This window comes from Bacillus sp. FSL K6-1338, from assembly GCF_038006965.1.
Classification (GTDB): Bacteria; Bacillota; Bacilli; order Bacillales; family Bacillaceae_G; genus Bacillus_A; species Bacillus_A thuringiensis_S.
Genome location: NZ_JBBOWI010000001.1, coordinates 2,534,887 through 2,559,502, shown reverse-complemented (window position 1 = coordinate 2,559,502; position 24,616 = coordinate 2,534,887). Strand labels below are relative to the sequence as shown.

Genomic DNA, 24,616 nt, shown 5'->3' with positions numbered 1-24,616 from the left:
CAAGTCATTTTAAGAGGTACAAAAGACCTTATAGTATATAAGGTCTTTCCCAACACTCTGAAAAAACCCGTGAATGATTCACGGGTTTTACTTTAATAACTAATTGCTATTGTTCCCTCACCTGCATGAACCGCAAATGAAATTGGTAATGGATATAATTTGAAATCCATTTCGGGGAATGCTTGTTTAATATCTGCAATCCATTCTTCCGCTCCAGCTTTATCGTTAGCATGGAACATATGAAGTACTTTTGGTAATTCTTTTTCAAGTTCATTTTTAATATATTCTCGACATTTTTGGATTTTACGAACTTTCTTTTCAAGTAAAAGCTCTCCACCTTTTACTTCTAGTATTAAGTTCACACTTAATAAACTTCCAAGTAAAAATTGAATACCCTTTACACGACCACTCGCATATAAACCTTTTAAACTCTTTGGGAATACATGAAAAGGTCTTCTTTTTTCATCTACTAATGTTTTGTGTATATCTTGTAAAGTCATACCATCATTGTATAACGATTTCGCTTTTCTAATTAATTCATCCATTGGATAACTTGTTGTTTCACTGTCTAATACAGTTAATGGAAAACCTGCCATTTCTGCAGCTAACTTCATATTTTGATAGGTTCCACTTACTTTTCCGCTAATAGCAACTGCAAATCCTTCTTCATATCCTTCTTTGCATTTTGTAAACAACTCTACCATTTCCCCAATATTAGGTTGTGAAGTAGTGACTGTTTTACCTTCGTTTAACGCATTATAAACCCGTTCACGTACACCTTCTTCACAATCTTTGTACGAAATTCCATCAATAATAACTTCGATTGGGATAACAAAGTTATCTCCTTCTGTTTTAAAATTCGCAGTTGTACTATCAGTAATCCAAGCAACACGCTTCATGTTGTTCCTCCCTTAATTCAATTCCTCTTTTCTAATTTTTCTATATATTTATGTTATAAAAAGAGAATATCCCTGTAATAGTAACAGGACTTTATTATTTTGGCTATAGTAGATGTATATTAAATGTGACTATTTCTTGTCTATTCCACAAATAAAAAAGAAAATCAAGGAATTTGCTCGATTTTCTTCTTATTCATATACTATTTAAAAGTTTCATTATCTAAAATTACAACATAATCATTCGTTAATCTTCCTGCCTCTTTTGTATAACTAACAAGCCTTTGTATATTATCACAGCAAATTTTTGCTCCCCATACGAGTAACGGTACGCCAATAAAATCGATATGGAACCTTCTAGAAAACAGACCACCAAAAGTCATTGGTAAAGGTACGGTTGGTGATGTATTAGAAAAAATAATTTTTTCATGACTTTGATAATGTTTTTGCAAGATTTCTCCTAAATGCTTCATCGCTGGTACAACAACTTTTGATGCGCCACATCCAATCGTATATACAGGATGACCGTTTTCGTCTATTCCATGAAAAATAATTTTTCCCATATCTTCTGTTTTCAATTTATTAAAGTAATCTACATTCAAAATTTCTTCTTTTGTTAACTTACGATCCGTTGGTAATTTATTTAAATGATATGCTGCAGCTAGTGATGTTGTATGTGTACCGCCGAAGTCTGTGTAAATGTATATCATATTATCATCCCTTGTTGTAAAAGTTCAATGTTATTTAGTATTACCGTTCGCAACAATGTTAAACAAGGGATGCATGTATTTACGCTTTTTGTGTTAATTCATTATATTTTTTCCAAATATAATAACGTCTACTAATTACGGTGCCTAATGTAATACATAAAAAGGCATTTGTTACAACCATTAGTGTCTGGTGCGTGCTACCAGAAAACATACTTTGTTTAATAATAATTTTTGCTCCTAAAATAACAAGAAGAATTATTGTACTTACCCAATTTCCTTTCCGTAGTACATGACCCGTTTCACTATCTAATCGAAATGTTAAAGCTTTCCCCCGTATAATTCCAATACCTAAGCCAATTCCAAGCATTACAAAAAACAGTAGTCCTTGCAGCAAAGTTATTTGTCCCATACGAATAATGGACTGAACTGTTACAAAGCACAACAAAGCCGGAATGAGCCAAATACGGTTTATTTTCACTTTTCGTTCTTTACTTTGCATCAAAACAATAATAAGAACAACAAGTAAAATATCCATTTAGAATCCTCCTATAAACTTGTTTATCTTTAAAGATTATATTCTCCTCTTTTCATTCCATAATTGAAATACAATAGCTACTTTCAAGTGTAAGATGGAAAATGTGAGTTCTCATCAGCCTTAAGCATTATTTATAAAAATAAAAAGACGTACTTTTTACTCGTACGCTTTTAATAACTTGTTTAAACTCCTATTTATCAACTAATTCCACACCTTTAGAATTAGTTTTACCCAACAATCGAATGTTAAATTTATTAATAGCTTTTAAAAAGATATTATAAATACAATATCCAACAATAGAACCTATAACATTACAGATCACATCATCAATATCAGTAATACGTCCCACTCCACTAAATAAAGACTCAATTAATTGTAGCAATTCAATACTAACTGATATAGCAAATCCTAATAAAATATTATTTTTGAATTTCGTATATTTATCCCATAAAATTGGTGCTGAAAATCCTAAAGGCATTAATAATAAAATATTCCCGCCTACATTTCTTACAATTAGACCAATCATAAACAGGGCATCCCCATCATAAGCACTACCAATTTGATTGATGTCTTTAATAATTGATGCAAATGGTATTATATTGACCGAGCGATTCAGATTTTCAACATTAGAAGGAAAACCAATTGGTAAAGGGAATAAAGTTACTGCAACAACCATACAAATGTAGACCACGAATAAAAAACTTATTATTTCTTTCCACCAAATCACATGTTTTTTATTTTTGGTACCAATTAATATTCCACGTACAATTAAATAACAAATAACCCCTAAAATAATAAACAAACTACCGTTGATTATATACAAATTGCTAACACGCCCTTTCATATGAATGAATAATTAAAATTTACAACTATATAGTAATGTTTTCGAATTCCAAAATCTATATAATTGTATATATTTTTATGAAATTATAAAACCCTTTATTTACTAAATAAAGGGTTTCTCGTTAACTAAAATATTTTTCAAAATAGAAACTATCATGAACCCGTTTAAATTATTTTTGTATCTCTTCTTTAATATCCATATAATTAAAAAGCTCTTTCTATTTCTGTCATTAATTTTTCGGGTCCTGCCCCTTTATTCGATGGAATAACTAAAGTGATTCCTAATTCTGGATATATAGACGAGCGAAAACTGACGCCTGGATCATATCCCATTATATGATATTTGAATACCTTGTTTTCTCGTGTTTCAATCCATATTCCATAGCCGTAAGACTGTTTATCATTTACTTGAATGTGGGGAGTTAAAAGTAACTTTGTATATTCCTTTCCTAAAATTTCATTATTAAATAGTGCCGCCCAAAATTTCAGCATGTCTGGTGCAGTAACATATGCACCTCCATCAGCTCCTCCTTTTATTGGTATAGAGTAGGCGTTTGTTCTCCAATTTTGGTTAGTTTCATCCTTTATATATCCTAGTGCTGTATGTCTTGGTAATCTATCTAAAGAAAAATAGCCAGAATCATTCATACCAATTGGATTAAATATGTTCTTTTCTATATACTCCGTAAATTTAAATCCCGTCTGTTCTTCTATTATTAATCCGAGTATGATAAAACCTGCATTGTTGTAGTGAAACTTACTTCCAGGTGTAAACATCATATTACTGTTTTGGAATAATGGTAAAAAATCTTTTAAGCTCTTTAATAGATACATAGGTGTTTGTTTCCAAAGATCTTCGAAGTTATCCATAATACTTTCATCAAAATAATCTGGTATACCAGCGCTATGCGTTAGTAGTTGATGTATTGTAATATCTTCATCAAAGTTTGGAAATTTTATCTCTAGACAATCTTTTAATTTTGTATGAAAAGAAATAACACCTTTTTCAACAAGTTGACAGATGCCAATTGCAGTGAAAATTTTACATCCTGAGGCAATGCCGAATCTTGTTTGTATCGTATTGCTTATACATTCACTTTGGTTTGCGTAACCCAATGCTTTTTCATAGACTAGGTTTTTTTCTTTTTTTACTAAAACTACTCCAGAGAAATCTATTTCCTTTTGTATTTCTTTTACAATTTTATTAATCTCATCTTTTGTTTTTATCACGACAACCACCCTTATCTTTCCAAATTGTTCTTTCCCCTTATTAATTTTTCCATATAAAGGGGAAAGAACCCCCTTATTGAATACGATAAATTGTTAATGAGAACACAAAGTTTATTTCGAATTTATCCCGCATTAACGGACAGTAAGACCCCCACCTCAAAATTCAGTGGAAGTTAAGCGGGGGATGAACAAACCCCCCACTGATTAAAGTTTCACTTTATTGATTCAGTAGAATACAACTTAGATTGCAATGGGAATAAAGTAAACACACACAATACGATAGTGATAAATAACATTATTAATGACCCTACAATAACTACAAGTTGTATAGAAATGAACTGAGTCGCAACACCAGATAATATTGTAATAAAAATTGTTACTAACGCAATAATAAGCCCATATATACTCCCGATCCGTCCCATCATATGAACAGGGATGTTATTTTGGTAAAATGTATAAAATCCTGTATTTGCATATGCCATCGAAAAAGATAAAATAAAGAATCCAATAGCAGCTATTAAAAATACATTTGAAAAGGCATAAATTAAATAACCAATTGCGATGAATAATGATCCTATTCCAATTAGAAATGAAGGTGCTAATTTCTTTGACAAAATTGTATTTGTTATGGCACCTAATATATAGCCTGCACCAGCTATACTAACTAGAAAACCGTATTCACTATCTGTTAGTAGTAATACCTCTTTCGCAAACGATAGTTCAAGTGAATCAGTAGCAGTTGCTAATACGAACATACTTTGAAATAAAAAATACACATATACGACATACACATGTTTTCTACTAAAATTTATAACAGTGCTCCAATCTTTTTTTAATACTGTAAGGGATAATGTATTACTAGTTGTATCCGAATCTTTTTTCTTATCAAGGTTGGGTAAAAGTAATGTAATTAATCCTGATAAGAGAAATGCTATAGCATTCATATATATAGCGAATTCTGGTGTACCCGCAATTAATAATCCCCCCGCTACTGCTGGTCCAATTAGTGATGCACCAGATCCTATTAAACTACGTAGTGAGTTGAAACGTTGTCTTCGCTCTACTGGAATTAATTTCGTCATATACGTCATAGCAGTTGACTCATAAATTGCACTGGCCATACTTATAAAGAATACGAATACATAAACAATCCAAAGTGACGGAAGTAAAGGTAAAATAGCGATAAATAACGCACGATATATATCGAGGTGAATCATTAACTTCCGTTTATTTAAACGATCAATCATACTCCCAGACCAAGCGTTTGTAAATAAAGTGGCTAATGGTTTTATTACATATAAAGTAGCAACAGCTAAGGCTGAGCCACCCATATTATAGACAAGTACATTCAGTGCTATTAAGTAAATCCATGCCCCTAAATTCGCAATACCAACTCCGGACAATAGTAATAAAGGATATTTCCAATCTTTAAGTAAGTTTTTCATTTTTGGCCCCCGCTTTCCAAATTGTTTTACAACAATAAAAAAATCCCACCCCCAAGACTTTTAATCTTAGGGACGAGATTATCATCGCGGTGCCACCCTAGTTTGTTAATATGTCACCATACTAACCTTATCAGGTACTGCATTCTCATTCATGCTTATACCATAGCTCTATAACGGGAGCTCCCGTCACACCACCCCCTTCATAACAGGTTCCGGTGTGCTGCTCAGAGGCTTGATTCAATAAAGAATTTTTACTCCTTTTCAGCTAAATGGAGCTCTCTGTGAAAAATTCATTTTATTTACTATTCTCTTCACTGCATTTGATTTTTTCCATATTATCACAAATGATTTTAACTGTAAATAAAAAATAATCAGATATTTAATAACGTATTATTATTAATTCACTTATTTATTATTTTTTCTAAAAATTACGGTGCGTGAAATTACTTATAACTCTAAAGAAAGAGCCATTTTCATATAGCTCCTTCCAAATACCTGAATTAATTCGTATTCGCCTCTGTTAACGGTTGTAACGGCGGTTCTAATTCTATTTCTAGTGTATCTCCTTCTTGTAAACCTTGTCCTTTTTCAATACTTTGGCTCGTTACATAACCCGTACCAGAAGTTTTCAAATCTAATTTCAAAAGCTTAGAGAAATACATAACATCACGCATGGACCAACCTTTTACATTTGGCATATGTGCGTTATTTCCTAATAAAAATATACGATCTCCTTCACTTATTACCTCGCCAGACTGTGGGTATTGTTTTATTATTTTTCCTTCTCCTAAAATTACCGGCTGTAGCTTCTCTTTTTCTACACTTTTCTCTATTGTATCCATCGATTTATTTACATAATTTTGCACTTTTAATTGAGATTGTTTCGCTGCATCAGCTATTTGTTTTTCTGTATACGGTTTCACTTTTAAATATTCAAGGCTGTTTTTTATAACAGGTTTAAATATTTCAGCAAGAGGCTGAGCTCCATACTCATCTCCTTTTAACTTTGGCTGCTTAATAGCTAAGTATACGATTAACTCCGGATCATCAATTGGAGCCATTCCTAAAAAGGAGAAAATGTAATTCTCTTTCCCTTCCATATATCGGCCGTTTTCAGGATTCGGGATTTGTGCTGTTCCTGTCTTACCTCCAATTGGATAACCATCCACTTTATACATTGTACCAGTTCCTTTTGAAGATGTTATAACACGCTCCATTAAGCTTCTAACCTTGTCCGCTGTTTCTTTTTTTATCGGATTCCCAATTTCTTTCGGTTGATTTTCCATAATAACTTCTTTGTTTGTTGGATTTACAATTTTATCAACGATATATGGTTGCATCATTTTCCCGTCATTTGCTATTGCAGTAGCCGCTTGGATTAATTGAATAGGAGTTACTGTAGAACCTTGGCCGAAAGAAGTTGTAACTTGTTGAATTTGCGTATTTAATAATAAAGTATTTTTACTTTCACCAGGTAAATCTATTCCTGTTTTTTGATTGAATCCAAATTTTTTCATATATTGCTTAAATTTATTTGGTTTCAGTAACTGATCTTCTAAAATAGAGAAAGCTACGTTTGATGACCTTTCAAAACCTTCATCAAACGTAATTGATCCCCATCCAAATCCACCATTATGATCTTTTATATCAGATGAACCCACGGAATATTTTCCAGATTGAAAATATTCTTTTCCGTTATATACACCTTCATTAATGGCAGCTGCTAACGTAAAAACTTTCATTGTTGAACCTGGTTCATATGCATTTGCAATCGGATCATTTAAAAAGTATTCGATATCACCTACATTAGGATTGTAACTAGGTTTACTAGACATTGCTAAAACCTTTCCTGTTTTTGGATCAGCAATAATTCCAATTAACATAGAAGGATCATAATGCTCTTGTGCTTTGTTCATCGCTTCTTCTAAAAAGCTATTAATTTGTTTATCAAGGGTTAAATATACGTTATTCCCATTTTTAGCAGGTTCTACTTTACCTATATCATTCGTAAGCGGAATCCCCCTTCGTGTACCCACATATTCTATATTCCCGTTTGTAGAGCGCAAATATTTATCCAAACTCTTTTCAAGCCCAAACTTTCCTTCTGTATTCCCTTTATCATCTGGTCTAGCAAAACCAAGTATATAGGATGCAAAGTCTTCATTCGGATACACTCTTGCTTTTTCCGTCATAAAAGATACACCTGGTATTTTTAAATCATTAATTTTTTCCTTCGTTTCCCTAGATAAGTTCCGACCAATTTTTCCAATTTCAACTTGTGTACGCCCTTCATGCAAGTTTTTCAATACTTCTTCTTTATCAATTTCAAGCGCATCGGCTAATTGTTGTGCGGTTTCATCTTTATTTTTCACTTTATCTTTTCCTTTTAAATTCACAACAACTCGATACGTTGTAGAATCTTGTACTAACACCTTCCCGGTTTGGTCATAGATAGTGCCACGATTCGCTTCTAAAACACCTTTTTTATTATGTTGTTCATTCGCTAGATCCTTTACATTCACATTATGCACGACTCCTACTGCCTGAATATAGAATATACGCAAAATCATAATAAGAAACAAAACAATAAAAGCAATCATCATATATCGAGCGCCTTTATTCGTTTGGAGTTTTTGCATACTTATCTCCTCTCTTTTGGAATGGATTCGTACGAAGATACGTTTTTAAATTTGTAATTTTTGTTTGCGATATTATATGTTTCGAAGTTTTCTTTTTAATTCCTTTAAAACAATGCAAAACTAACTGTTGTTATTTTGTGTCATTATTTTATATAATTTAAATTCGGTGCGTGAAATTTCAAAATATTAATTAGTACAACTTGATTACAGAGCACTCTAAACTCTTTTCGTATTTCCTATAAAAAAGTTCCCCTCTGGATGTCCAAAGGGGAACTTTTTTATAATACAATTATGCGATATGGTTATATTTCGCTAAGAAAGGAATTCGTCTCGCTACTAATGCATACATTTTGAATACAAGTTTCGCTATTGGTTCAAACATACGTGCACTTTGCATTACTAATGCGCTCATAATAAGTGTTAAGAATGCTGCACCAAGTATATCTAAAGGATAATGAACACCTACGTACATACGTGATATACCGACTAATACTGCCCATAATAGCGCGATATATTTCAGTTTTTCTCCTCTAAGAATAAATACGAAGACGATTGAAAATACAAGTACAGAATGATCGCTAACGAATGATGAATCTGCTGCATGTGGTACTAATTGATGTACATCATGTGATACGAACGGACGCGGATGGTAATATACTGCGTGTATAAGAACATTTACTAATAATGCAAAAATAACCGAAAGCGTCGTATATAAAACTGTATATTGTTTTCTAATTGCCTTATCTTTCTTTCCATTATTAAACCATAAGATAAGCATAAATAAAATGGCTACGTATGCAGCGCTATTTGTAATAGCAACCATTAACGTATCTAATAGTTTGGATGAATCAGCAAAATTATTAAACCACTGAAATACTGTGTAATTCATTAAACTCTCTCCTTACATACAAGTGTTCTTGATTTACACAGTATACAATACCATTATGAAAATAGGCTTAAACTTTTTTCATCTAATTCTCATTTTACTATTATTCATATGACAATTATAAAACAAATTTTATACGCAATTTATGTATAAAGCTGGTAAGCCTTTATAATAAGGCGGTTCGTATTTTTTCATGTTTGGGATACATAACATATTCATTTAAATATACTAATTGCAAAATCATATTTTTTAATTCATTTGAAGTACAATATTTCCGAATTGTTCTCCATGTTCCATACGGCTTAGTGCTCGAATTGCTTCTTCTAACGAGTAAACTTTATCAATAATTGGTTTAATTTGATGTTTTTCTATAAATTTTATCATCTCATTAAATTCCTCACCGCTACCCATGGATGTTCCCATAATATCAATTTGATTGTAAAATAGCGCGCGTAATGGTAATTCAATTTTATCTCCTGAGCTTGCACCAAAATTCACGATTCTTCCATTTGGTTTTAATACATCAAAATATTTCAAAAAAGTTGCCGGACCTATACTATCTATTATTAAATCTACTTTTTCACCTTGTAAGCTCTCTTCCCAATTTCCAGCACTATGAAAAGAAATATCTGCACCATATTTCTCAGCAAGTTCCCTTTTATTCTCTACCCTAGAAGTAACACTCACTTTTGCGCCAATTGCTTTCGCGAATAACATGGCAAATGTAGCAACACCACCGCCTATTCCCGGAATTAAAACGTGTTCGCCGCACTTCAGTCTACCTTTTGTAAAAAGCGCTCTATATGCAGTTAGTGCGGATAAAGATAAAACACCTGATTCTTCCCAAGTAAGATATGAAGGCTTTTCTACTACATTTTCAGCTGGTACAATTACATATTCAGCAAACGTTCCATCTTTCGGTCCACCTAGCACTTCCGGTAACTCCGGTACTTCAGTAGCATGTTCCCATCCAATACTAGGATTAATAATAACTTCTGTATGTAGTTTAATATTTGAAACTCCTTCTCCTATTTCTGTAACAACTCCTGATCCATCTGACCCTATTACTAATGATAGATCCATTTCTTTTCTATTATTTATAATAAATAAATCCCTATGATTTAATCCTGCAGCTTTTAACTTTACTTTTACTTCACCTGCATTAGGACTTATCTCAGGTGAAAATTTATATTCTAATCCCTCTAATCCTTTTTTATATTGATGTACAATAGCTTTCATTGCTTAATTCCCCCTTAATATTTCCAATGTACTCGAAATATCAAAATAAATAAAATAGTTTGCCTCCAATAATTAGAACTTATATATTTTGTCATGAAAAAAACAAAAAATCCCCTCCCTATAAAAAGTATAGGAAGAGGTTTCAAAACTAGTTAGATAAGAATCTATAAATTTATTAAGTTCTAGCTAATTCTAATATTTTTCGAATAAACGGCGCTTTTGCCTTTGTATACGACACACGATCAAAAGTATATGTAATAGCAAGCATCTCTTTTAATTCTCTATATTCTTCACGTGCCCATTCATGGCTTATTAGAAAGTCCCGAAATAAAATATTGTTTCTCCATTCTTCGCTATTATAAATATAAACATGCAAATGATGAGTACCTGCTCTCCATTTTCCCTTTCTAAAAAAGCGCCAATTCGTAGCTTCTTTTGGAACAAACTCATATCCAATTTCAGATAGAATTTCTATCCAGTTTTCAGTAATTTGCAAGTCCGTTACGCCAATCATCATATCAATAAGAGGTTTAGCTCCTAATCCTTTTACTGCAGTGCTTCCTATATGTTCAACAGCAATTATTTCTTGTCCTAACAAGGAACAGAATTTCTCTTTTTCTTTTATATACTCTTCAACCCAGTCTTTTTGATATGCTTTAATAACAATTTGTTGGTCCATTATATTCACCTCTTTATAAGTGTTTATCATTATATTTATAAAATTTTATATTATTAGCATAGGATTTCCATAAAATATGTCGAAATAGTGGAATGTACAACTTAATTATATTAAATGTGAGGTAATCTATGAAAGATAATTCCGTGGAAATTCAGTTAAATAACGTAACATTCCAATTGAAAGAATATCATAATTTTGATTGGCTTATTAAATTAGGGACCGTATTTGCAGTTTTTGACCAGCAAGATTCAGGTAATATAAGTTTTGGTATAGAAAAAGATGGTCATAAGAAATTTATTAAATACGCAGGAGCACAAACAATTGCATATGAAGGAACAACAAGGGATGCTATTGAAAGGCTAAAAAATTCAGTTACTATCTATGAAGATTTAAAGCATGACTCGCTTATAAGATTAATCGATCATTTTCCAGTTCAATCTGGATATGTATTAATTTTCGATTGGTTTGATGGTGAATGTCTTCATTCGCATTGGCGTTTCCCACCTCCTGAGAAATATAAAAATCCAAACTCTCCATTTTATAAATTTAGACATTTGTCTGCTATAAAACGAATTCATTCCTTACATTCCATTTTTTCTTTCCATACTTATGTAGAAAAGAAAAACTATGTAGCGATAGATTTTTATGACGGTAGTATTTTATATAATTTTAATACAAACGAAACAAAAATTTGTGATATAGATTTATACAGTAAGAAACCTTACATAAATAAAATGGGCCGGCTATGGGGTTCCTCCCGTTTTATGTCACCAGAGGAATTTGAACTAAACGCTATAATTGATGAAAGAACAAATGTATTTAATATGGGAGCAATGGCTTTCTCACTTCTAGGCGGTGAAAAAGATCGTTCCTTTATAAAATGGGAAGCAAGTAAGGAATTATATGAGGTAGCGTATCGTGCTGTAAATGAAAATCGGGCAGAACGGTATGCATCAGTTACAGAATTCTATGATTCGTGGTTAAACGCGGCGAATGCAGAAAGGATATAACCTTAAATTATTAAAAGAAATATAGAGTTTATACTGTTATCATGTATATTAAGACTGTTTTTATGAGTATTTCGTATAAAGTGTGATGTAACTGATTAAAGCTATTTTCAAAGGCGACATATCGGCAATAAGTTATGTCTATTCTGTATAAGTGTTAGCAAGTTCGTTTGCAAACTTGCTAACACTTTTTTGTTTAAATAATTCACACATTTTTTCTTAATATACTGATTATGTTTCCAATTGTGTATTAATGTGTGGGTTTGACTACCCATATTTTAGACAAAATGGACGGTAAGGGTGAGGACAATATAAATATGTCTTTTTCTTTGTATATGTTTATTTCACGAGCTATAAATTTTTTCAATTCCAAGCATGTGTATCATATTCTTCATTATTACAATAAATGCATTTCACGGTAAAGATAGGGAATTTGTATATCTAATATTCATAATTTATGTTATGGTACAATATGTTAATTAATTACAATACTTTCTAAAAGGGGAATACATAATGAAAGCAACGAAACTCATAGCGTTGACAATGCCAGTTCTATTATTGTTCGGTTGTGGGCTAGGAGATAAAGATTCTACTCCTAAGACTGAAGAAACTAGTAAAGCAATGTTGAAAACTACAATATCTGAGGAACAGTATCCAAGTTACATGTATGAACAATTACTAGATTTTAACTTTAATAAGGATGACATAATAATAGGTTTAGGTTATGCACTAAAAGGTGATGAAAAGTATAAAGAGGTATTCAAAACGGCAAGTATTTTGGATGAAGCTTTAGATCGAATGGAGAACGTAAAAGTACCTGATAAGTATAAAGACACGCATAAACTCATCTTAGAAGGGATAGAGGATGCAAGAAAAGGTACAAAACCAATATTAGAAGCTAAAGGTAAAGATGTAAAAGAAGTTAGTGTAGTTATTGCGAATAGTTCTCCCCACCTGTTAGGCATGGATAGAGAACAGTGGAAAGAAGCAGTTTACCAATTAGCTAAAGAAAACAAGGATGATTTCTCTAAGGTATATGATAAGAAAGTAGAGGAACATCAAAATAGAAAGAGTAACTCGTAATCAATTATACAACACGATAAGGAAATATAAGAAAATGATGATCAAAAAGGTAAATTATTAAATTTTATTGAAGCTAAATACGAAGTTAAAGAAAAGAAATAATACATACTTAATATTTCTTTTAGGGCGCATCTTCATGAAAGTTGTACGCTCTATATTTAAAGGCTTTCGTTTAATGGGCTTAATTGTAAAGACTTAACTTAAAGCATTATCTAAAAGTAAACATAATATCCCTCCATGACTCTAATGGTACCATTAGCAAGGACAAATTTGAACAACTAGGATATTTATGTAAGTCAGATATAGTGTCTCTTTATCAGTTGCAAGAAAAAAAGTGGCTCCCTATTCTCTCACATGGAATCCACTCTTTCTATTTCTACAACTCTATTTTTATACGTTCCTCTTCTTGTCCTTAACAGGACTGCCATCACTAAATCATTAACATAATTATCTTTAGCGGAAGTTAAAAGTTTTTATTTTCTTACTCAATTAAAGCGCCCGTTAGTTAAAGATTATGGATAATTAATTTGAAAGTGTTTTATCTAAATACACCTTTTCTTTTGGAAAGCCAATCTTCTAAGGCATCTTCGTGTAGTTTTGTGAATAATTTTGGTATTTGGTCTATTGGGAAGTATTTTAAATCCAAAGTCTCAATACCATCTACAGTAAGTTCTCCGCCAATTGGCTTACATTGAAAACAATGAGTGATAGTCTGAGCTTTATCTCCGTTCGGAAACTCACCAGAATATTTAGAGTAGACACCTATAAGATGTTCAACCTCAACATTTAATCCTGTCTCCTCAAATATTTCTCGTTTAGCGGTTTCTTCAAGAGATTCTCCAAGTTCCATAGCACCACCTGGTAGACCCCACTCATTTCTATCTCCCCGTTTTTGTAAAAGAATTTCATTTCGTTCGTTATAAACAATACCTCCAGCAAAATTAAGAAATATTAAATCATGCCCTACTTTTCCCCGGATATAACGAATGTAGTCCTTATTTGTAGTCATAAATTCCCTCCTAATTTATATATAAAATACAAATCAATTATATATAAGGATAGAAGAAAATGGTAACAAAAATGATAATATTCCTTATTCTCATAAGGAATTCGCCCTTTACTTTTTATCAATCTATGCGTTTTTTAAACATTTCTATTCTAATACCTTCATTTCCCGAATCCCCTTTCAAAATAAAGAGAACACCCTTTCTTAAAACAATTTTATCGCGGCTCTAAAAATTGGTGTCCTCTAGTTTTCTAGCCGGACTATATTCTATTTTCAAGCTCATTTCTATCTCCCCATGAATAAAACTCAGCATTCTGTTTATACTACAACTACATCTAGAGACACATCACTGTTTAGAGCGGCTAGGTTTTGTTAGCTGCTCTTTTGTTTTTTACACAAATAAAATCAATAACTCAGCATATAATATCTATGTAGCTAGATTATTACCTCTGTATCGAGCAGTTAGGCTGGGCTAACTGCTCTTTTATTTATGACAAAATGAAACTTTTTAACAGAATTACTTTCGTATAACATTTTCAATCTCGCTTACACTATAACTGTAACTTTAAGTTACACATCTATTACTTAGAGGGCCTAATTTTCTTTTGTGTAACAATTGGTTAGCTCATAAAGTTAACCAATTTGTTGCGTTAAATATTTTTTATTTCTCAATACTTAATACCTGGAATTAATTCTTATTTATTGGTATTAAACTATTGACATTGATTTTCCTCATATGCAATTTTTGAAAAGGCCTTTTCTCTCACATCAGGCCCTTTTATTTATAAAAAAAGATTATTTTATATAGATTACTATAAGCATCCATAAAGCCAAAGCACCAATTAGCGAGTACTATACGTGTATATAGTATCCTTACTTCAAAGTCTGTTTTCTTGAAGATTTCTCGTAATGGAGATGTCTCAAAATGTTAGCTTGATGGGCATGGGATCCCGCCCACATTTTAACGAAAATATAAGCTAAGCAAATCCCAACATAAAGCGAGCCGAATTTTCTACCCTTAAGAAAAATTTCGGTTCGTTTTATGGTTTCATGACAAGTTGTTTACTGAATAATAAAGTTCTTTATTGGAACAGGCTACTTTCTTCAACAATCTGGCCCGATTGTTGAAGAAGAAATATAATAAAAATGCTTTTGATTGTTTTATTAAACGAATTAAACCGCAAAAAACAAGAAGAATCCCCCCCTTTTTACTAGTACACTAAATCCTATAAAAGGGGGGGATCATGAACAATAAAGCCATTGGATTATTTCAAGGAATTGCGTTATACATTTCAGCTATTCTAGGATCAGGTGTCCTTTTTTTATCGGGGGTAACGGCCTCAATAGCGGGCCCTGCATCTATTGTATCCTGGCTTATCGTTATTATAATTAGTTTTCCGCTTGCTTATTCCTTTGCTAGTTTGGCACGGATATATCCTGATTCTGGTGGAGCAGCAACCTTTGTTAGAAATTCTTTTGGATATCATCTTGGCAATATCGTTGGGTGGTTTTACTTTGTAACAGCAGCAGTTGGTCAAACGATTGTATCTTTAACTGGTGCTTTTTACGTCAGTCAGGCATTTGGATTTTCGCATTTTGAAACAATTATAATTGCCGTCTTTATTTTGGTAATTGCAGGTGTTTCCAATTATTACGGCGTAAATGTTAGTGGTAAAGTTGCAGTGATTTTAAGTTCCTTATTACTGATTCTTTTAGCGTCAGCTGTATTTGTGGCGTTTCCAAGAATACAATGGGGGAATTTTACTCCCTTTGTTCCAAATGGATGGTTTTCTGTCGGGAACGCTATAATGGTTATCTTTTGGGCATTTTTTGGTTGGGAGGCGATTTGTAATCTGGCTGAGCACTTTAAAAGGCCAGAAAAAGATATTATCAAAGGAGCAGTTATTAGTGCAGTTGTCATTGGATTATTATTTTTAGCGCTAAGTCTTGTCACTATTGGAACGGCCACGTATGGCAGTCAAGAAAGCAACCTGTCTCCTATCGGTGTTATAATGGGAGGTACAGTAGGCGGAGGTGCCAAAGTCGTTACAGCTGTTTTAGCTTTAATTATTTGTACAGGGACAGCGAATGCTTTTGTAGCCAGCCTAACGCAATTAGGATATTCATTAAGCAGAGATGGTGCTTTCCCAAAATTTTTCTCAAGGCTGCATGCAACTACTCAAATTCCAAGACAGATGGTATTGTTTGTTATCTGTTTTTCGGTAGCAGGTGTGTTAGTGACAAAAGCTTTGTCACTAACGTTTGATGATATTTTGTTTATACCGACTTCTCTTGGGATTCTAGTTTATGTTCTTTCAATGGCGGCAGGCGTTAAATTATTTAGGAAGAACACACTGGCATGGTGGGCATCGTTAATCTCTTTCATTTTATGTTTGCTGGTGATTCCATTTTTTCAATTGTATATATTTGTTCCGTTAATTGTCGTGGCTATATATGTGATTTATATGATTTTAAGTAATAAGATTTTCGCCTACAAGGGAGGATTAAAATCTAATGAAAGATCAAAATAACCTTTCTAGAGATACCATGTGGAAAGCAACAGTATCATGTGATTCAGCGTATGACGGGATATTCTTTTACGCAGTCAAGACAACTGGAATTTTCTGCCAGCCTTCTTGCAAGTCTAAGGTTCCTAATTATGAAAATGTATCCTTTTTTTCAAATGCGCAAGAAGCTCAAAGGGCAGGCTATCGCCCATGCAAAAGATGCCGATCAGATCTAAATATAAAAATATACGACCCGTTCGAATGCGTTTTAGAAGATACTATGCGATTGATAAAAAATAATTATGTTCAAAACATGTCTTTAAATGAAATTGCATCAAGGGTAGGAGTTAGTCGTTTTCATTTAAATCGGAGTTTCAAAGAAAGAACAGGGTATACTCCTCGAATATATCTAGAAAGGATCAGAGTTAAGAAAGCAAAGGAACTGCTCTTGACAACGGTCTTTAATAGTACAGAGATTGGTTATCAAACAGGCTATCAAAGTGTATCTAGCTTTTATAATGCATTTAAAAGAAATACAGGATTTTCACCGAGTCAATTCCGGGCTTTCCATAGTGGAAATACCGTAAACCAAGAACTTGACTGAATTCACGTTCTTTAACAAAAGATAGCATGAATTAACAAGAGTGCTTTGTACTCATCGTATTTTTCGATAAATCATTACTGATTGATTAAAAGTAAACAACTTTGTATTGAACAATAATAAGCAATTTTTTCTCTGTTATAGAATTGTAGGCTTTTTAATTCAATCCTCAACAAACGGGCAGCATTATTGAACAAGTTTTATGAACTTTAGTGGTAGCATCATTAGTGAATTGCTTTATAACAACTAATTAAGGAGGGATAGAATATGAGAAATAACTTTCAAATCGTTGCGTTACAAGAGAAGGAGTTTAATAACCTATTTCTAATGAATGAAGAAGTATTAAAAAATATCGGGGCAGTCAAAATAATAGCAAATAAAAATCCTGGATATCCTTGCAGGGTAAGTTTGAAGGATGCAGAGGTAGGAGAAGAGGTAATTTTACTGAATTACCAATATCATAGTGTTAATTCGCCTTATAAAGCAAGTGGTCCTATATTTATACGAAAGGGAGCAACTACTGCTAAGCTAGATGTAAATGAAATTCCGCATATGTTACATCATAGGTATCTATCTGTACGCGGCTACAATGCTGACTCAATGATTGTAGAAGCAAGGGTTACAGAAGGTGTAAATTTAAGAGAAAATATAGATGAAATTTTTGATAATAAAGAAGTAGAATATATTCATATTCTTAACGCTAAACCAGGATGCTATAACTGCCTTGTTAATAGAGTGTAAAAAAATTGAAAATGCAAAACTTCTATTATCCTATAAGGGGTACCACTAATCGCTATCAAGCTAATTCAACAAAATCTCCCCTAAAATGAAAAAATACGCTATTCTTTTTGTAAATACCCCCTACTAACAATGTTCTAGCTTCTTGCTCAGATATTCGAATAAAAACAAATTCCTCTATGGCTACATTTCCAACTTCCACTTCAATTTCTACTAGAAGAAAGAATCTGTTTCTAATTTTCACATTTCCTATGTATACGTACACTTTCCAACACGCCTTCTAATTCCTCTTGTTTCGCTGTTCTATCAATTTTTGGTAAGAAAGATAATTGTTTAGTCATATAAGACCGCTCCTTTTTATTTTTAGATTATTTTTGTCTTATTGCTCCACGTCTTCGTTCATAACAAGGTCTATGCATCCCCATTAAATCCTCAATTTCACGAGTACTTAATTTCTCTTTTGGTTTTTTCTTCTTTTCTTGCTTGGATTTCTTTTTCCATTCATGTAACTGATTTTTTAACCCCTCCATTACCCCATCTCCCTTTTCAAAATAAAAAGGACACCCATTCGTAAAACAGCCTTAATTGCTGCTTTAATGAATTGGTGTCCTCTAGTTTTCTAGCTGGACGATATTCGAATGTTGTTTTAAATATCCCAATAGTCACTATTAACATCATTAGTATATTTGCTGATTTCCTTCTCTTTCCCACACTTTTCACATTTGAAATAACTAACTATCCCCATCTTACCAGTTTTAAAATCTTCATTGTCATGACTATTAATAAGTTTATATCTATGTATACATTTAGGTTCTTTTAATTTACCCAACCAATTTCCTAACATAAATTAACCCCTTTCCTCTCGAAGATATTCTTTCTATTCCCATCTTCTTAAGAATACCTTAGAAAATATTTCTAATAAATGTAACTTGGTAGCTTATTTTTCTTTAAACAAAAGGATTATTTTGTTAAAAAATTCATTCCAATTTATAACCACTATCTTTTTCTTATATTTTCCATTAAAATTTAATAGAAATATTTTGATAACAAAGGAGCAACCTATGAAGCATAATATAAATTTTTTGCTGGTATTAAAGGATTCTCTAAAGCAGGTAATTGGATAGCAATGCTTAGAAGCATAGTAACAGTTCTGCTAACATTGTTATTATCAGTGTTTTTAACACTAACTTTAATCGTTGGTTATGCATTAAGTTAAATGTAATTCTTCACGAATAAAACTAAATATTACGTCAATACTATACATGACATTAGATTTTCTCCTTGTTCCCCCTTGGAGATGAGCAGTTAGCTTTTGCTAACTGCTCTTATTTTCTACAATTGGTTTCATTTACCTGATGTATTTAACGTAATATTAAGTTACAATATAAACGAATAAAATATATTTGGCAGTTATACCATTACCCTAGGAAACTAGGGTTTTTATTTCTATAAAATGAAATTTTTATTGTAATTACTCACCCATAGTTTTATATTTTTCAAACATTCCATTCTTCCGGAGAGTATTTACTAGCTGCCTTATCGTTAATTCCGTTCTTCCTAATGCTAAAGCAATTCCCTTCACCTTTCCGAATCCATAATACTTACATATGTAGGCTAATTCTTTCGTTGTATACGGCTTCTTATGATTCGGATCGTAATCAGGATGATACTTCATTCGGCCCTGCGCATCATATTGAACTTCCACCCTGATCACTTTCCTTTCAAATGAAGTTTCTATTAAGCTACTTGATAAGCTTTACAAACCCATGATTCATCTTCGTCTGCATCATCCGCAAAGAATATTTCTACCTTCAATTTCAAACCATTCTCCATTGCGGCCGTCGCTTCAAATACTCTGCTTATATGGTCAAATTGCTTGATATCCTCGTCCTCAACCATTCCGAATTCTTCTCGGAGACTATCGTAGAATTTTTCTACTGCACTTTCTAAATCATACTGACTTTTATATGTTTGTTCGTGAATTAACTGGACCTCCATTTTCATTCTCCTTTTCTAATAAAATAGCGTTTTTGTTTAGTTTCACTCTAAAAGTAAAATTTTCATTTTTTCATTCAACCAAGTTCATAACATATTCTTTTCCCCCGATAAAATAATGATTAGGTGTTCCATGCGCATTTTATTCACCGGAAATAATACCTTTCACGTACTTACGTATTAGAAACTTCATTTCTGCTTCTTCTCCACTAGCAATTTTGTTCACTTTTTTGATACATTTATGAAACATTCACATGTTATCTTCAATATGTTCTATTCTTTTTGAAAAACCATGTGAGAATACCAAAATAAGAAGCCTTAGAGCCCTAACTCTAGGGCTTCTTGTTTTCAAATAAGGATTTTGCTAAAAAACTACACATTTATTAAGAACATGCATAAAATATAATGTGGTATTCTTTTTCAATATTAATGTTTATCCGAGAGCGCCTTGAATGGCGCTCTTTAATTTCCAAATAACATTTTTAGATAATTACGAGAGCGGATTTTATTATGTTGTACAAGCACTACTTCACTTTATTAAATAGACTATATAGATATCCAAAAGAAGGGAGCTTTAAATTCATATGGCTGATTACTTTTATAAAGATGGTAAAAAATATTATAAAAACCAATCACATTCCAACAATCAAAAAAATAACTGTTTTATTGAAACTCATACGATAGCTGGTTCTGCAGAAAATGCAAATGGAAATATACCTGTGTCAGTTTTCCTTGAAACCACCGCTCCACAAACTGTATTTGAGGATTTTACAAACAATCATAATAAAACATTAATTCAGTTATTCGTTGTCGGTATGAGTGCACCCGTTCAAGTAACTATTCTAACAAGAAGATCTAGCGTACCAATTACTACTACATTACAACCTGTTCAAACAAAAATATTTCAAGTTGAAGATTTTCAAAGTCTTACTCTTACAAAGCAGGAAGGTTCTACTAGTGTAGTTAGTTTATTTGTTCAAAAAACATTTTGTATATACTGTAACGATAATAACGATTCATGTGATGAATATTACCACGAATGTAATTGATATATTAAATCACCAGAAAAACCCTTTATATAAAGGGTTCTTTTTCTTTTCCTTTTACTCCCCTTATTTTACCGTTTTTTATTATGTTTCCTAACTTACAGTAATGTCCTTAAAAAATTTTTCATATATATTTATCAAACGCACTTTAAAATCCCAGAGTTTCAAATAATTTCAAAAGTCGACTGACCAACAATATTCGACTTATCTTTAAAAACTTATTAAAAATAACTTAGATACAAAAAGGCTACGTTTTATATAAGATAAAAAATTATCTTACGCAAAGGAGCTTGATTATTTGTGAATTACCAAAATGATAACAACTCTAACATTCACAAACCTTGTTCTTGTCCATCTCCCACGGCTAACAGTTTAAATGTTGTTCAAACTACCCCATCAATAGTTTCTGTAAACTCTGCGATTCCACTAGATACCGTGGTAAATTCTAATGGTACGGCAATCTCATTCACACCACCAACAACTGTTTTACTTGAAGGTGGAAGAACCTATTTGGCAATCTATGAAGTGCAAGTTATTATTCAACCAGGAGGTAATTCGGCAGGTATAACTATGTATCTGAATAATAATCCTATCATTGGCTCAGGTACTTCTCTAGGATATACAGCCGGATTCACTTCTGTATCAGCACCCGCAATTTTCACAACACCTCCAGGTATAACAAGTACTCTTACTGTTAATGTAGGACCATATTCTAATACATTAAATACGTTGGGCTTAACTCTTGCTGTTGTAGCATTAACATAACAAAATGTAAAACTCTCTAAAATGATTTTATTTGTCCCTTAACTGTCTATTGGGCTAGCCTCTAAGAACTCCCCATAACTACATATAGAAAAAGTACATTATTTGGTTCGATAGTACTAGGTGACTCGGCTAGCACAATTGTTGAGTCACCTATTTTTTATAATAAAATAACGCTTTTAATTTTATTTCCATGAATACAGCAAAAAAAGAGGCCCTATGGCTCTTTTTTTATTCCTTAATAACAATCTAAATATGATAAAATATATCCATCACTCATATGTCCAAATATTTAATTTTCATAGCACCAAAATTATAACTAGACTTATATATAAATAAAAAAGCACTCATTATGAGTGCTTTTTAAAGGTTATAACCTATCCATTTTTGTCCTAACAATGTATTAATTAAATACCATGCTTGTTTTACTTTAACAGGTTGATAAGCAACATAACCTACTACATTTGGGTTACCAGGATCATTATATAAAGGTTGTTTAGATCCAACATAATTCAATAATTGAGATCCGCCGCTTGTATAAAGATCCGCTTTATGATTTCCGTAAGCCATAACTTTTGAAGAATTGATAGACATAAATGCGAATGCTAGTACAAAAAACACTACAAAAACCTTTTTCATTTTCTTTCCCCCTTGCATTATTTTATATTTCCATTTTTTGCATTACTTAATTTTCAGTATATTGTAAATATAAAATTAGCAGTAACTTACATATCATATCCTATAACTGAATTTGTTCATATATGGTAAAATATATCCATCGCTCATATGTCCAACTATGCAATTTTCAAAGTAGCAACATTACAACTAGACTTATACAATATAATTCAAAACAAAATGAAGGAGTGTTTTAAGTGAAAGGACATATTCGAAAAAGAGGAAATAAGTACTTAGTGTTTTTCTGGTTATAAGACAAAAAAGAAGCAGTAAAAAATGTGGCGAAAAAGATTACGGATTTAAATGAAGGGACTTTTGTGGAACCGTCTAAGCTTACTTTAAAAGACTATCTCGTTCAGTGGCTAGAAATTAAAAGGATGAGTTTAGAAAAGAATACCTACGTTTCTTATAGTAGCAACATAACCCACCATGTTTTACCGAACATGCAGAAAGAAGCAGTAAAAAGTTTTGGTAAAAGTATCTTTGAATAGCTAATGTTTGCATTTTATAAAAAAAGCTAAATAAATCTTGTATGAACAAGGTTTATACATCCTAACACATGTTATCATGTATAATACATATGTTAAGTAAATTCAGAATAACGAGGCAAATATTATGGACTTTGTTTATATTAACCAAAACGTATTAAATAACCTTCTATACATTTTATGTAGTATATTTGTTTTTTATTTCATATATGATAGCAGGCATTATTTGAAAAAATACAAAATATTACTGATTCCCCTTTGTTCTAGTATCCCGCTTATTTTATGTATGCGATACCCTATCTATATGGATGAAAGTTGTATTCATGATTTAAGACAAATTCCGGTCATAATAGGTACGCTTTATGGTGGATTCCCTGTCGGTATCATATTGTTTACAATTTTATTAATTACAAGATTTATATTTTATGGCTTTAATATGCTAACAGTCGTTGTTTACGGAATAATGTTCATCGTTACAGCACTCGCATCTTCAAAATTTAATACATATAATAGAAAGCTTAAAGTAGCTTTTTCCATGTTTTTAACCTTTTTCCTAGCAATATTTACAACTGTAATTGTATTAACTTTATCAGATTTTGAAGTGAATAATTTGTATATTATTTATTTCATGGTATTACCGACTACTTTAATGTTATTTATTGTTTATATAAATGAAGTTATAAAAGATGCTGTATTAATGCGCTCAAAATTAATTAAAATGGAAAAAATGGAGATTGTTAGCCAACTCGCTGCAAGTATATCGCACGAAGTAAGGAATCCTTTAACGGTTGTAAAAGGATTTACACAGCTTTTAAAAACACCAAATTTAACTCCTGAATCAAGAGACGAATATATTAAACATATACTTGAAGAGTTAAATCGTGCCCAAGAAATTATCGATGATTACTTAACGTTTGCCAAACCTTCTCCAGAAAAATTAGATCAAATTTCAGTAAAACAAGAGTTAAATCGAGTTATTAATATGATATTGCCATTGTGTAATATGAATACGATACATATTACACAGGATTTTTCTGAGGCAACCATTGTTGGTAATAAACAACACTTTCAACAATGTTTTTTAAACTTAATAAAAAACAGTATTGAAGCAATGCCTAATGGTGGTACCTTAAATATTTCCTCATCTATCAATAATAGTAAAGTTGAAATACGAATTGAAGATAGTGGAGTTGGAATGTCACAGGAGCAAATACATCGATTCGGTGAACCGTATTTTAGTACAAAAACGAAAGGCACCGGTTTAGGTACGATGGTTGCTGTTAAGATTATTGAGACGATGTATGGAAATTTAAAAATCCGAAGTATCGTTAGTAAAGGAACGACTTTAACGATTACGTTCCCAAAATATAGTAAGAATACGCATTAAAACAAATAAAAAAGGAGCATAGTCGCTCCTTTTTTATTTGTTTCGATACATAAGTATCTTCAATGTTTTTTAGTTTACATTTGTGAAGACTAATTAAAAATTAGTATCCTCCGCCCCAGCAGCTGCATCCTACAATTATTAATAGAATGAATAACACAACTAATAAAGCGAAACCTCCACCAAAACCACAAGAACCACCGTAACTCATATTTTCTCCTC

25 protein-coding genes, 2 pseudogenes and 1 other annotated feature are annotated in these 24,616 nt (G+C 32.0%); of the genes and pseudogenes, 10 read left to right on the top strand and 17 right to left on the bottom strand.

The window, feature by feature from the left end:
- Positions 1–92: 92 nt before the first annotated feature.
- The 10 genes from NZ044_RS13120 to NZ044_RS13075 all read right to left on the bottom strand — a co-directional run bounded on the left by NZ044_RS13120 (position 93) and on the right by NZ044_RS13075 (position 11,102).
- Entirely contained in the window at positions 93–899 is an 807-nt protein-coding gene (locus tag NZ044_RS13120) for a DegV family protein (protein ID WP_000831922.1), read from the bottom strand.
- A gap of 200 nt (positions 900–1,099) precedes the next feature.
- The gene (locus tag NZ044_RS13115) at positions 1,100–1,606 is read right to left on the bottom strand and encodes a DUF3189 family protein (RefSeq protein WP_000639423.1); all 507 of its coding nucleotides are present in this window, start codon (positions 1,604–1,606) and stop codon (positions 1,100–1,102) included.
- Positions 1,607–1,685: 79 nt separating this feature from the next.
- Positions 1,686–2,141, bottom strand: coding sequence for a DUF1453 family protein (locus tag NZ044_RS13110; RefSeq protein WP_000353715.1), 456 nt, complete (start codon positions 2,139–2,141; stop codon positions 1,686–1,688).
- Positions 2,142–2,331: 190 nt separating this feature from the next.
- Positions 2,332–2,964 carry a VanZ family protein gene (locus NZ044_RS13105; RefSeq protein ID WP_118961981.1) on the bottom strand — a complete coding sequence of 211 codons (633 nt, stop codon included), beginning with the start codon at positions 2,962–2,964 and terminating at the stop codon, positions 2,332–2,334.
- A 224-nt stretch (positions 2,965–3,188) separates the two neighbouring features.
- Positions 3,189–4,214, bottom strand: coding sequence for a serine hydrolase domain-containing protein (locus tag NZ044_RS13100; RefSeq protein WP_000598055.1), 1,026 nt, complete (start codon positions 4,212–4,214; stop codon positions 3,189–3,191).
- 212 nt (positions 4,215–4,426) lie between these two features.
- Positions 4,427–5,659: an MFS transporter gene (locus tag NZ044_RS13095; protein ID WP_000793350.1), complete on the bottom strand. Its 1,233-nt coding sequence runs from the start codon at positions 5,657–5,659 to the stop codon at positions 4,427–4,429.
- Positions 5,660–5,724: 65 nt separating this feature from the next.
- Positions 5,725–5,983 (bottom strand) — a binding site (T-box leader).
- Positions 5,984–6,159: 176 nt separating this feature from the next.
- Positions 6,160–8,298 carry a penicillin-binding protein gene (locus NZ044_RS13090; RefSeq protein ID WP_001170951.1) on the bottom strand — a complete coding sequence of 713 codons (2,139 nt, stop codon included), beginning with the start codon at positions 8,296–8,298 and terminating at the stop codon, positions 6,160–6,162.
- A gap of 289 nt (positions 8,299–8,587) precedes the next feature.
- Positions 8,588–9,187: an undecaprenyl-diphosphatase gene (locus NZ044_RS13085; RefSeq protein WP_001110130.1), complete on the bottom strand. Its 600-nt coding sequence runs from the start codon at positions 9,185–9,187 to the stop codon at positions 8,588–8,590.
- Between the two features lie 246 nt (positions 9,188–9,433).
- Complete coding sequence (locus NZ044_RS13080) at positions 9,434–10,423, bottom strand: zinc-binding dehydrogenase (RefSeq protein WP_000644526.1); 990 nt, start codon at positions 10,421–10,423, stop codon at positions 9,434–9,436.
- Between the two features lie 175 nt (positions 10,424–10,598).
- Positions 10,599–11,102 (bottom strand): GrpB family protein, encoded by a 504-nt coding sequence (locus tag NZ044_RS13075; protein WP_000372681.1) that lies wholly within the window; start codon positions 11,100–11,102, stop codon positions 10,599–10,601.
- Between the two features lie 128 nt (positions 11,103–11,230).
- On the opposite strand from NZ044_RS13075, the gene NZ044_RS13070 reads away from it, so the two are divergent.
- Both NZ044_RS13070 and NZ044_RS13065 read left to right on the top strand, forming a co-directional pair.
- Complete coding sequence (locus NZ044_RS13070) at positions 11,231–12,112, top strand: protein kinase domain-containing protein (protein WP_000654529.1); 882 nt, start codon at positions 11,231–11,233, stop codon at positions 12,110–12,112.
- 510 nt (positions 12,113–12,622) lie between these two features.
- On the top strand, positions 12,623–13,192 hold the full coding sequence (locus NZ044_RS13065; protein WP_000648401.1) for a membrane protein: 570 nt from the start codon (positions 12,623–12,625) through the stop codon (positions 13,190–13,192).
- 538 nt (positions 13,193–13,730) lie between these two features.
- Here the strand turns inward: NZ044_RS13065 and NZ044_RS13060 are convergent.
- Positions 13,731–14,201 carry an NUDIX hydrolase gene (locus tag NZ044_RS13060; RefSeq protein ID WP_000210489.1) on the bottom strand — a complete coding sequence of 157 codons (471 nt, stop codon included), beginning with the start codon at positions 14,199–14,201 and terminating at the stop codon, positions 13,731–13,733.
- Positions 14,202–15,442: 1,241 nt separating this feature from the next.
- On the opposite strand from NZ044_RS13060, the gene NZ044_RS13055 reads away from it, so the two are divergent.
- The 3 genes from NZ044_RS13055 to NZ044_RS13045 all read left to right on the top strand — a co-directional run bounded on the left by NZ044_RS13055 (position 15,443) and on the right by NZ044_RS13045 (position 18,047).
- Complete coding sequence (locus tag NZ044_RS13055) at positions 15,443–16,729, top strand: APC family permease (RefSeq protein WP_098506116.1); 1,287 nt, start codon at positions 15,443–15,445, stop codon at positions 16,727–16,729.
- Positions 16,713–17,309, top strand: coding sequence for a bifunctional transcriptional activator/DNA repair enzyme AdaA (locus NZ044_RS13050; protein ID WP_098506113.1), 597 nt, complete (start codon positions 16,713–16,715; stop codon positions 17,307–17,309). Before NZ044_RS13055 ends, NZ044_RS13050 begins: the two co-directional genes overlap by 17 nt.
- Positions 17,310–17,573: 264 nt before the next feature.
- Positions 17,574–18,047 carry a DUF1203 domain-containing protein gene (locus NZ044_RS13045; protein ID WP_001245408.1) on the top strand — a complete coding sequence of 158 codons (474 nt, stop codon included), beginning with the start codon at positions 17,574–17,576 and terminating at the stop codon, positions 18,045–18,047.
- A gap of 365 nt (positions 18,048–18,412) precedes the next feature.
- Here the strand turns inward: NZ044_RS13045 and NZ044_RS13040 are convergent, their stop codons facing one another.
- The gene (locus NZ044_RS13040; RefSeq protein ID WP_002082702.1) at positions 18,413–18,574 is read right to left on the bottom strand and encodes a hypothetical protein; all 162 of its coding nucleotides are present in this window, start codon (positions 18,572–18,574) and stop codon (positions 18,413–18,415) included.
- A gap of 116 nt (positions 18,575–18,690) precedes the next feature.
- Positions 18,691–18,888 carry a hypothetical protein gene (locus tag NZ044_RS13035; protein WP_000901426.1) on the bottom strand — a complete coding sequence of 66 codons (198 nt, stop codon included), beginning with the start codon at positions 18,886–18,888 and terminating at the stop codon, positions 18,691–18,693.
- An 85-nt stretch (positions 18,889–18,973) separates the two neighbouring features.
- Here NZ044_RS13035 and NZ044_RS30845 point away from each other — a divergent pair.
- A pseudogene (locus tag NZ044_RS30845) lies at positions 18,974–19,260 on the top strand (hypothetical protein).
- A gap of 255 nt (positions 19,261–19,515) precedes the next feature.
- Here the strand turns inward: NZ044_RS30845 and NZ044_RS13030 are convergent.
- Both NZ044_RS13030 and NZ044_RS13025 read right to left on the bottom strand, forming a co-directional pair.
- Complete coding sequence (locus tag NZ044_RS13030) at positions 19,516–19,749, bottom strand: hypothetical protein (protein ID WP_000453747.1); 234 nt, start codon at positions 19,747–19,749, stop codon at positions 19,516–19,518.
- Positions 19,750–19,781: 32 nt separating this feature from the next.
- Positions 19,782–20,042, bottom strand: coding sequence for a hypothetical protein (locus NZ044_RS13025; protein ID WP_000453677.1), 261 nt, complete (start codon positions 20,040–20,042; stop codon positions 19,782–19,784).
- A gap of 581 nt (positions 20,043–20,623) precedes the next feature.
- Between NZ044_RS13025 and NZ044_RS13020 the strand changes: the two genes are divergently transcribed.
- Positions 20,624–21,088, top strand: a complete 465-nt coding sequence (locus tag NZ044_RS13020; RefSeq protein WP_000796390.1) for a hypothetical protein — start codon at positions 20,624–20,626, stop codon at positions 21,086–21,088.
- Between the two features lie 297 nt (positions 21,089–21,385).
- Positions 21,386–21,850: a hypothetical protein gene (locus NZ044_RS13015; RefSeq protein ID WP_001109242.1), complete on the top strand. Its 465-nt coding sequence runs from the start codon at positions 21,386–21,388 to the stop codon at positions 21,848–21,850.
- Positions 21,851–22,210: 360 nt separating this feature from the next.
- On the opposite strand, the gene NZ044_RS13010 is transcribed toward NZ044_RS13015, so the two are convergent.
- Positions 22,211–22,486 (bottom strand): hypothetical protein, encoded by a 276-nt coding sequence (locus NZ044_RS13010; protein ID WP_000755350.1) that lies wholly within the window; start codon positions 22,484–22,486, stop codon positions 22,211–22,213.
- A gap of 233 nt (positions 22,487–22,719) precedes the next feature.
- Here NZ044_RS13010 and NZ044_RS13005 point away from each other — a divergent pair.
- A pseudogene (locus tag NZ044_RS13005) lies at positions 22,720–22,968 on the top strand (site-specific integrase); the annotation flags it as partial.
- 169 nt (positions 22,969–23,137) lie between these two features.
- Positions 23,138–24,397, top strand: a complete 1,260-nt coding sequence (locus NZ044_RS13000) for a sensor histidine kinase (protein WP_098506107.1) — start codon at positions 23,138–23,140, stop codon at positions 24,395–24,397.
- Positions 24,398–24,497: 100 nt separating this feature from the next.
- On the opposite strand, the gene NZ044_RS12995 is transcribed toward NZ044_RS13000, so the two are convergent.
- Positions 24,498–24,605, bottom strand: a complete 108-nt coding sequence (locus NZ044_RS12995) for a YjcZ family sporulation protein (protein ID WP_000120182.1) — start codon at positions 24,603–24,605, stop codon at positions 24,498–24,500.
- Between the last annotated feature and the right edge of the window lie 11 nt (positions 24,606–24,616).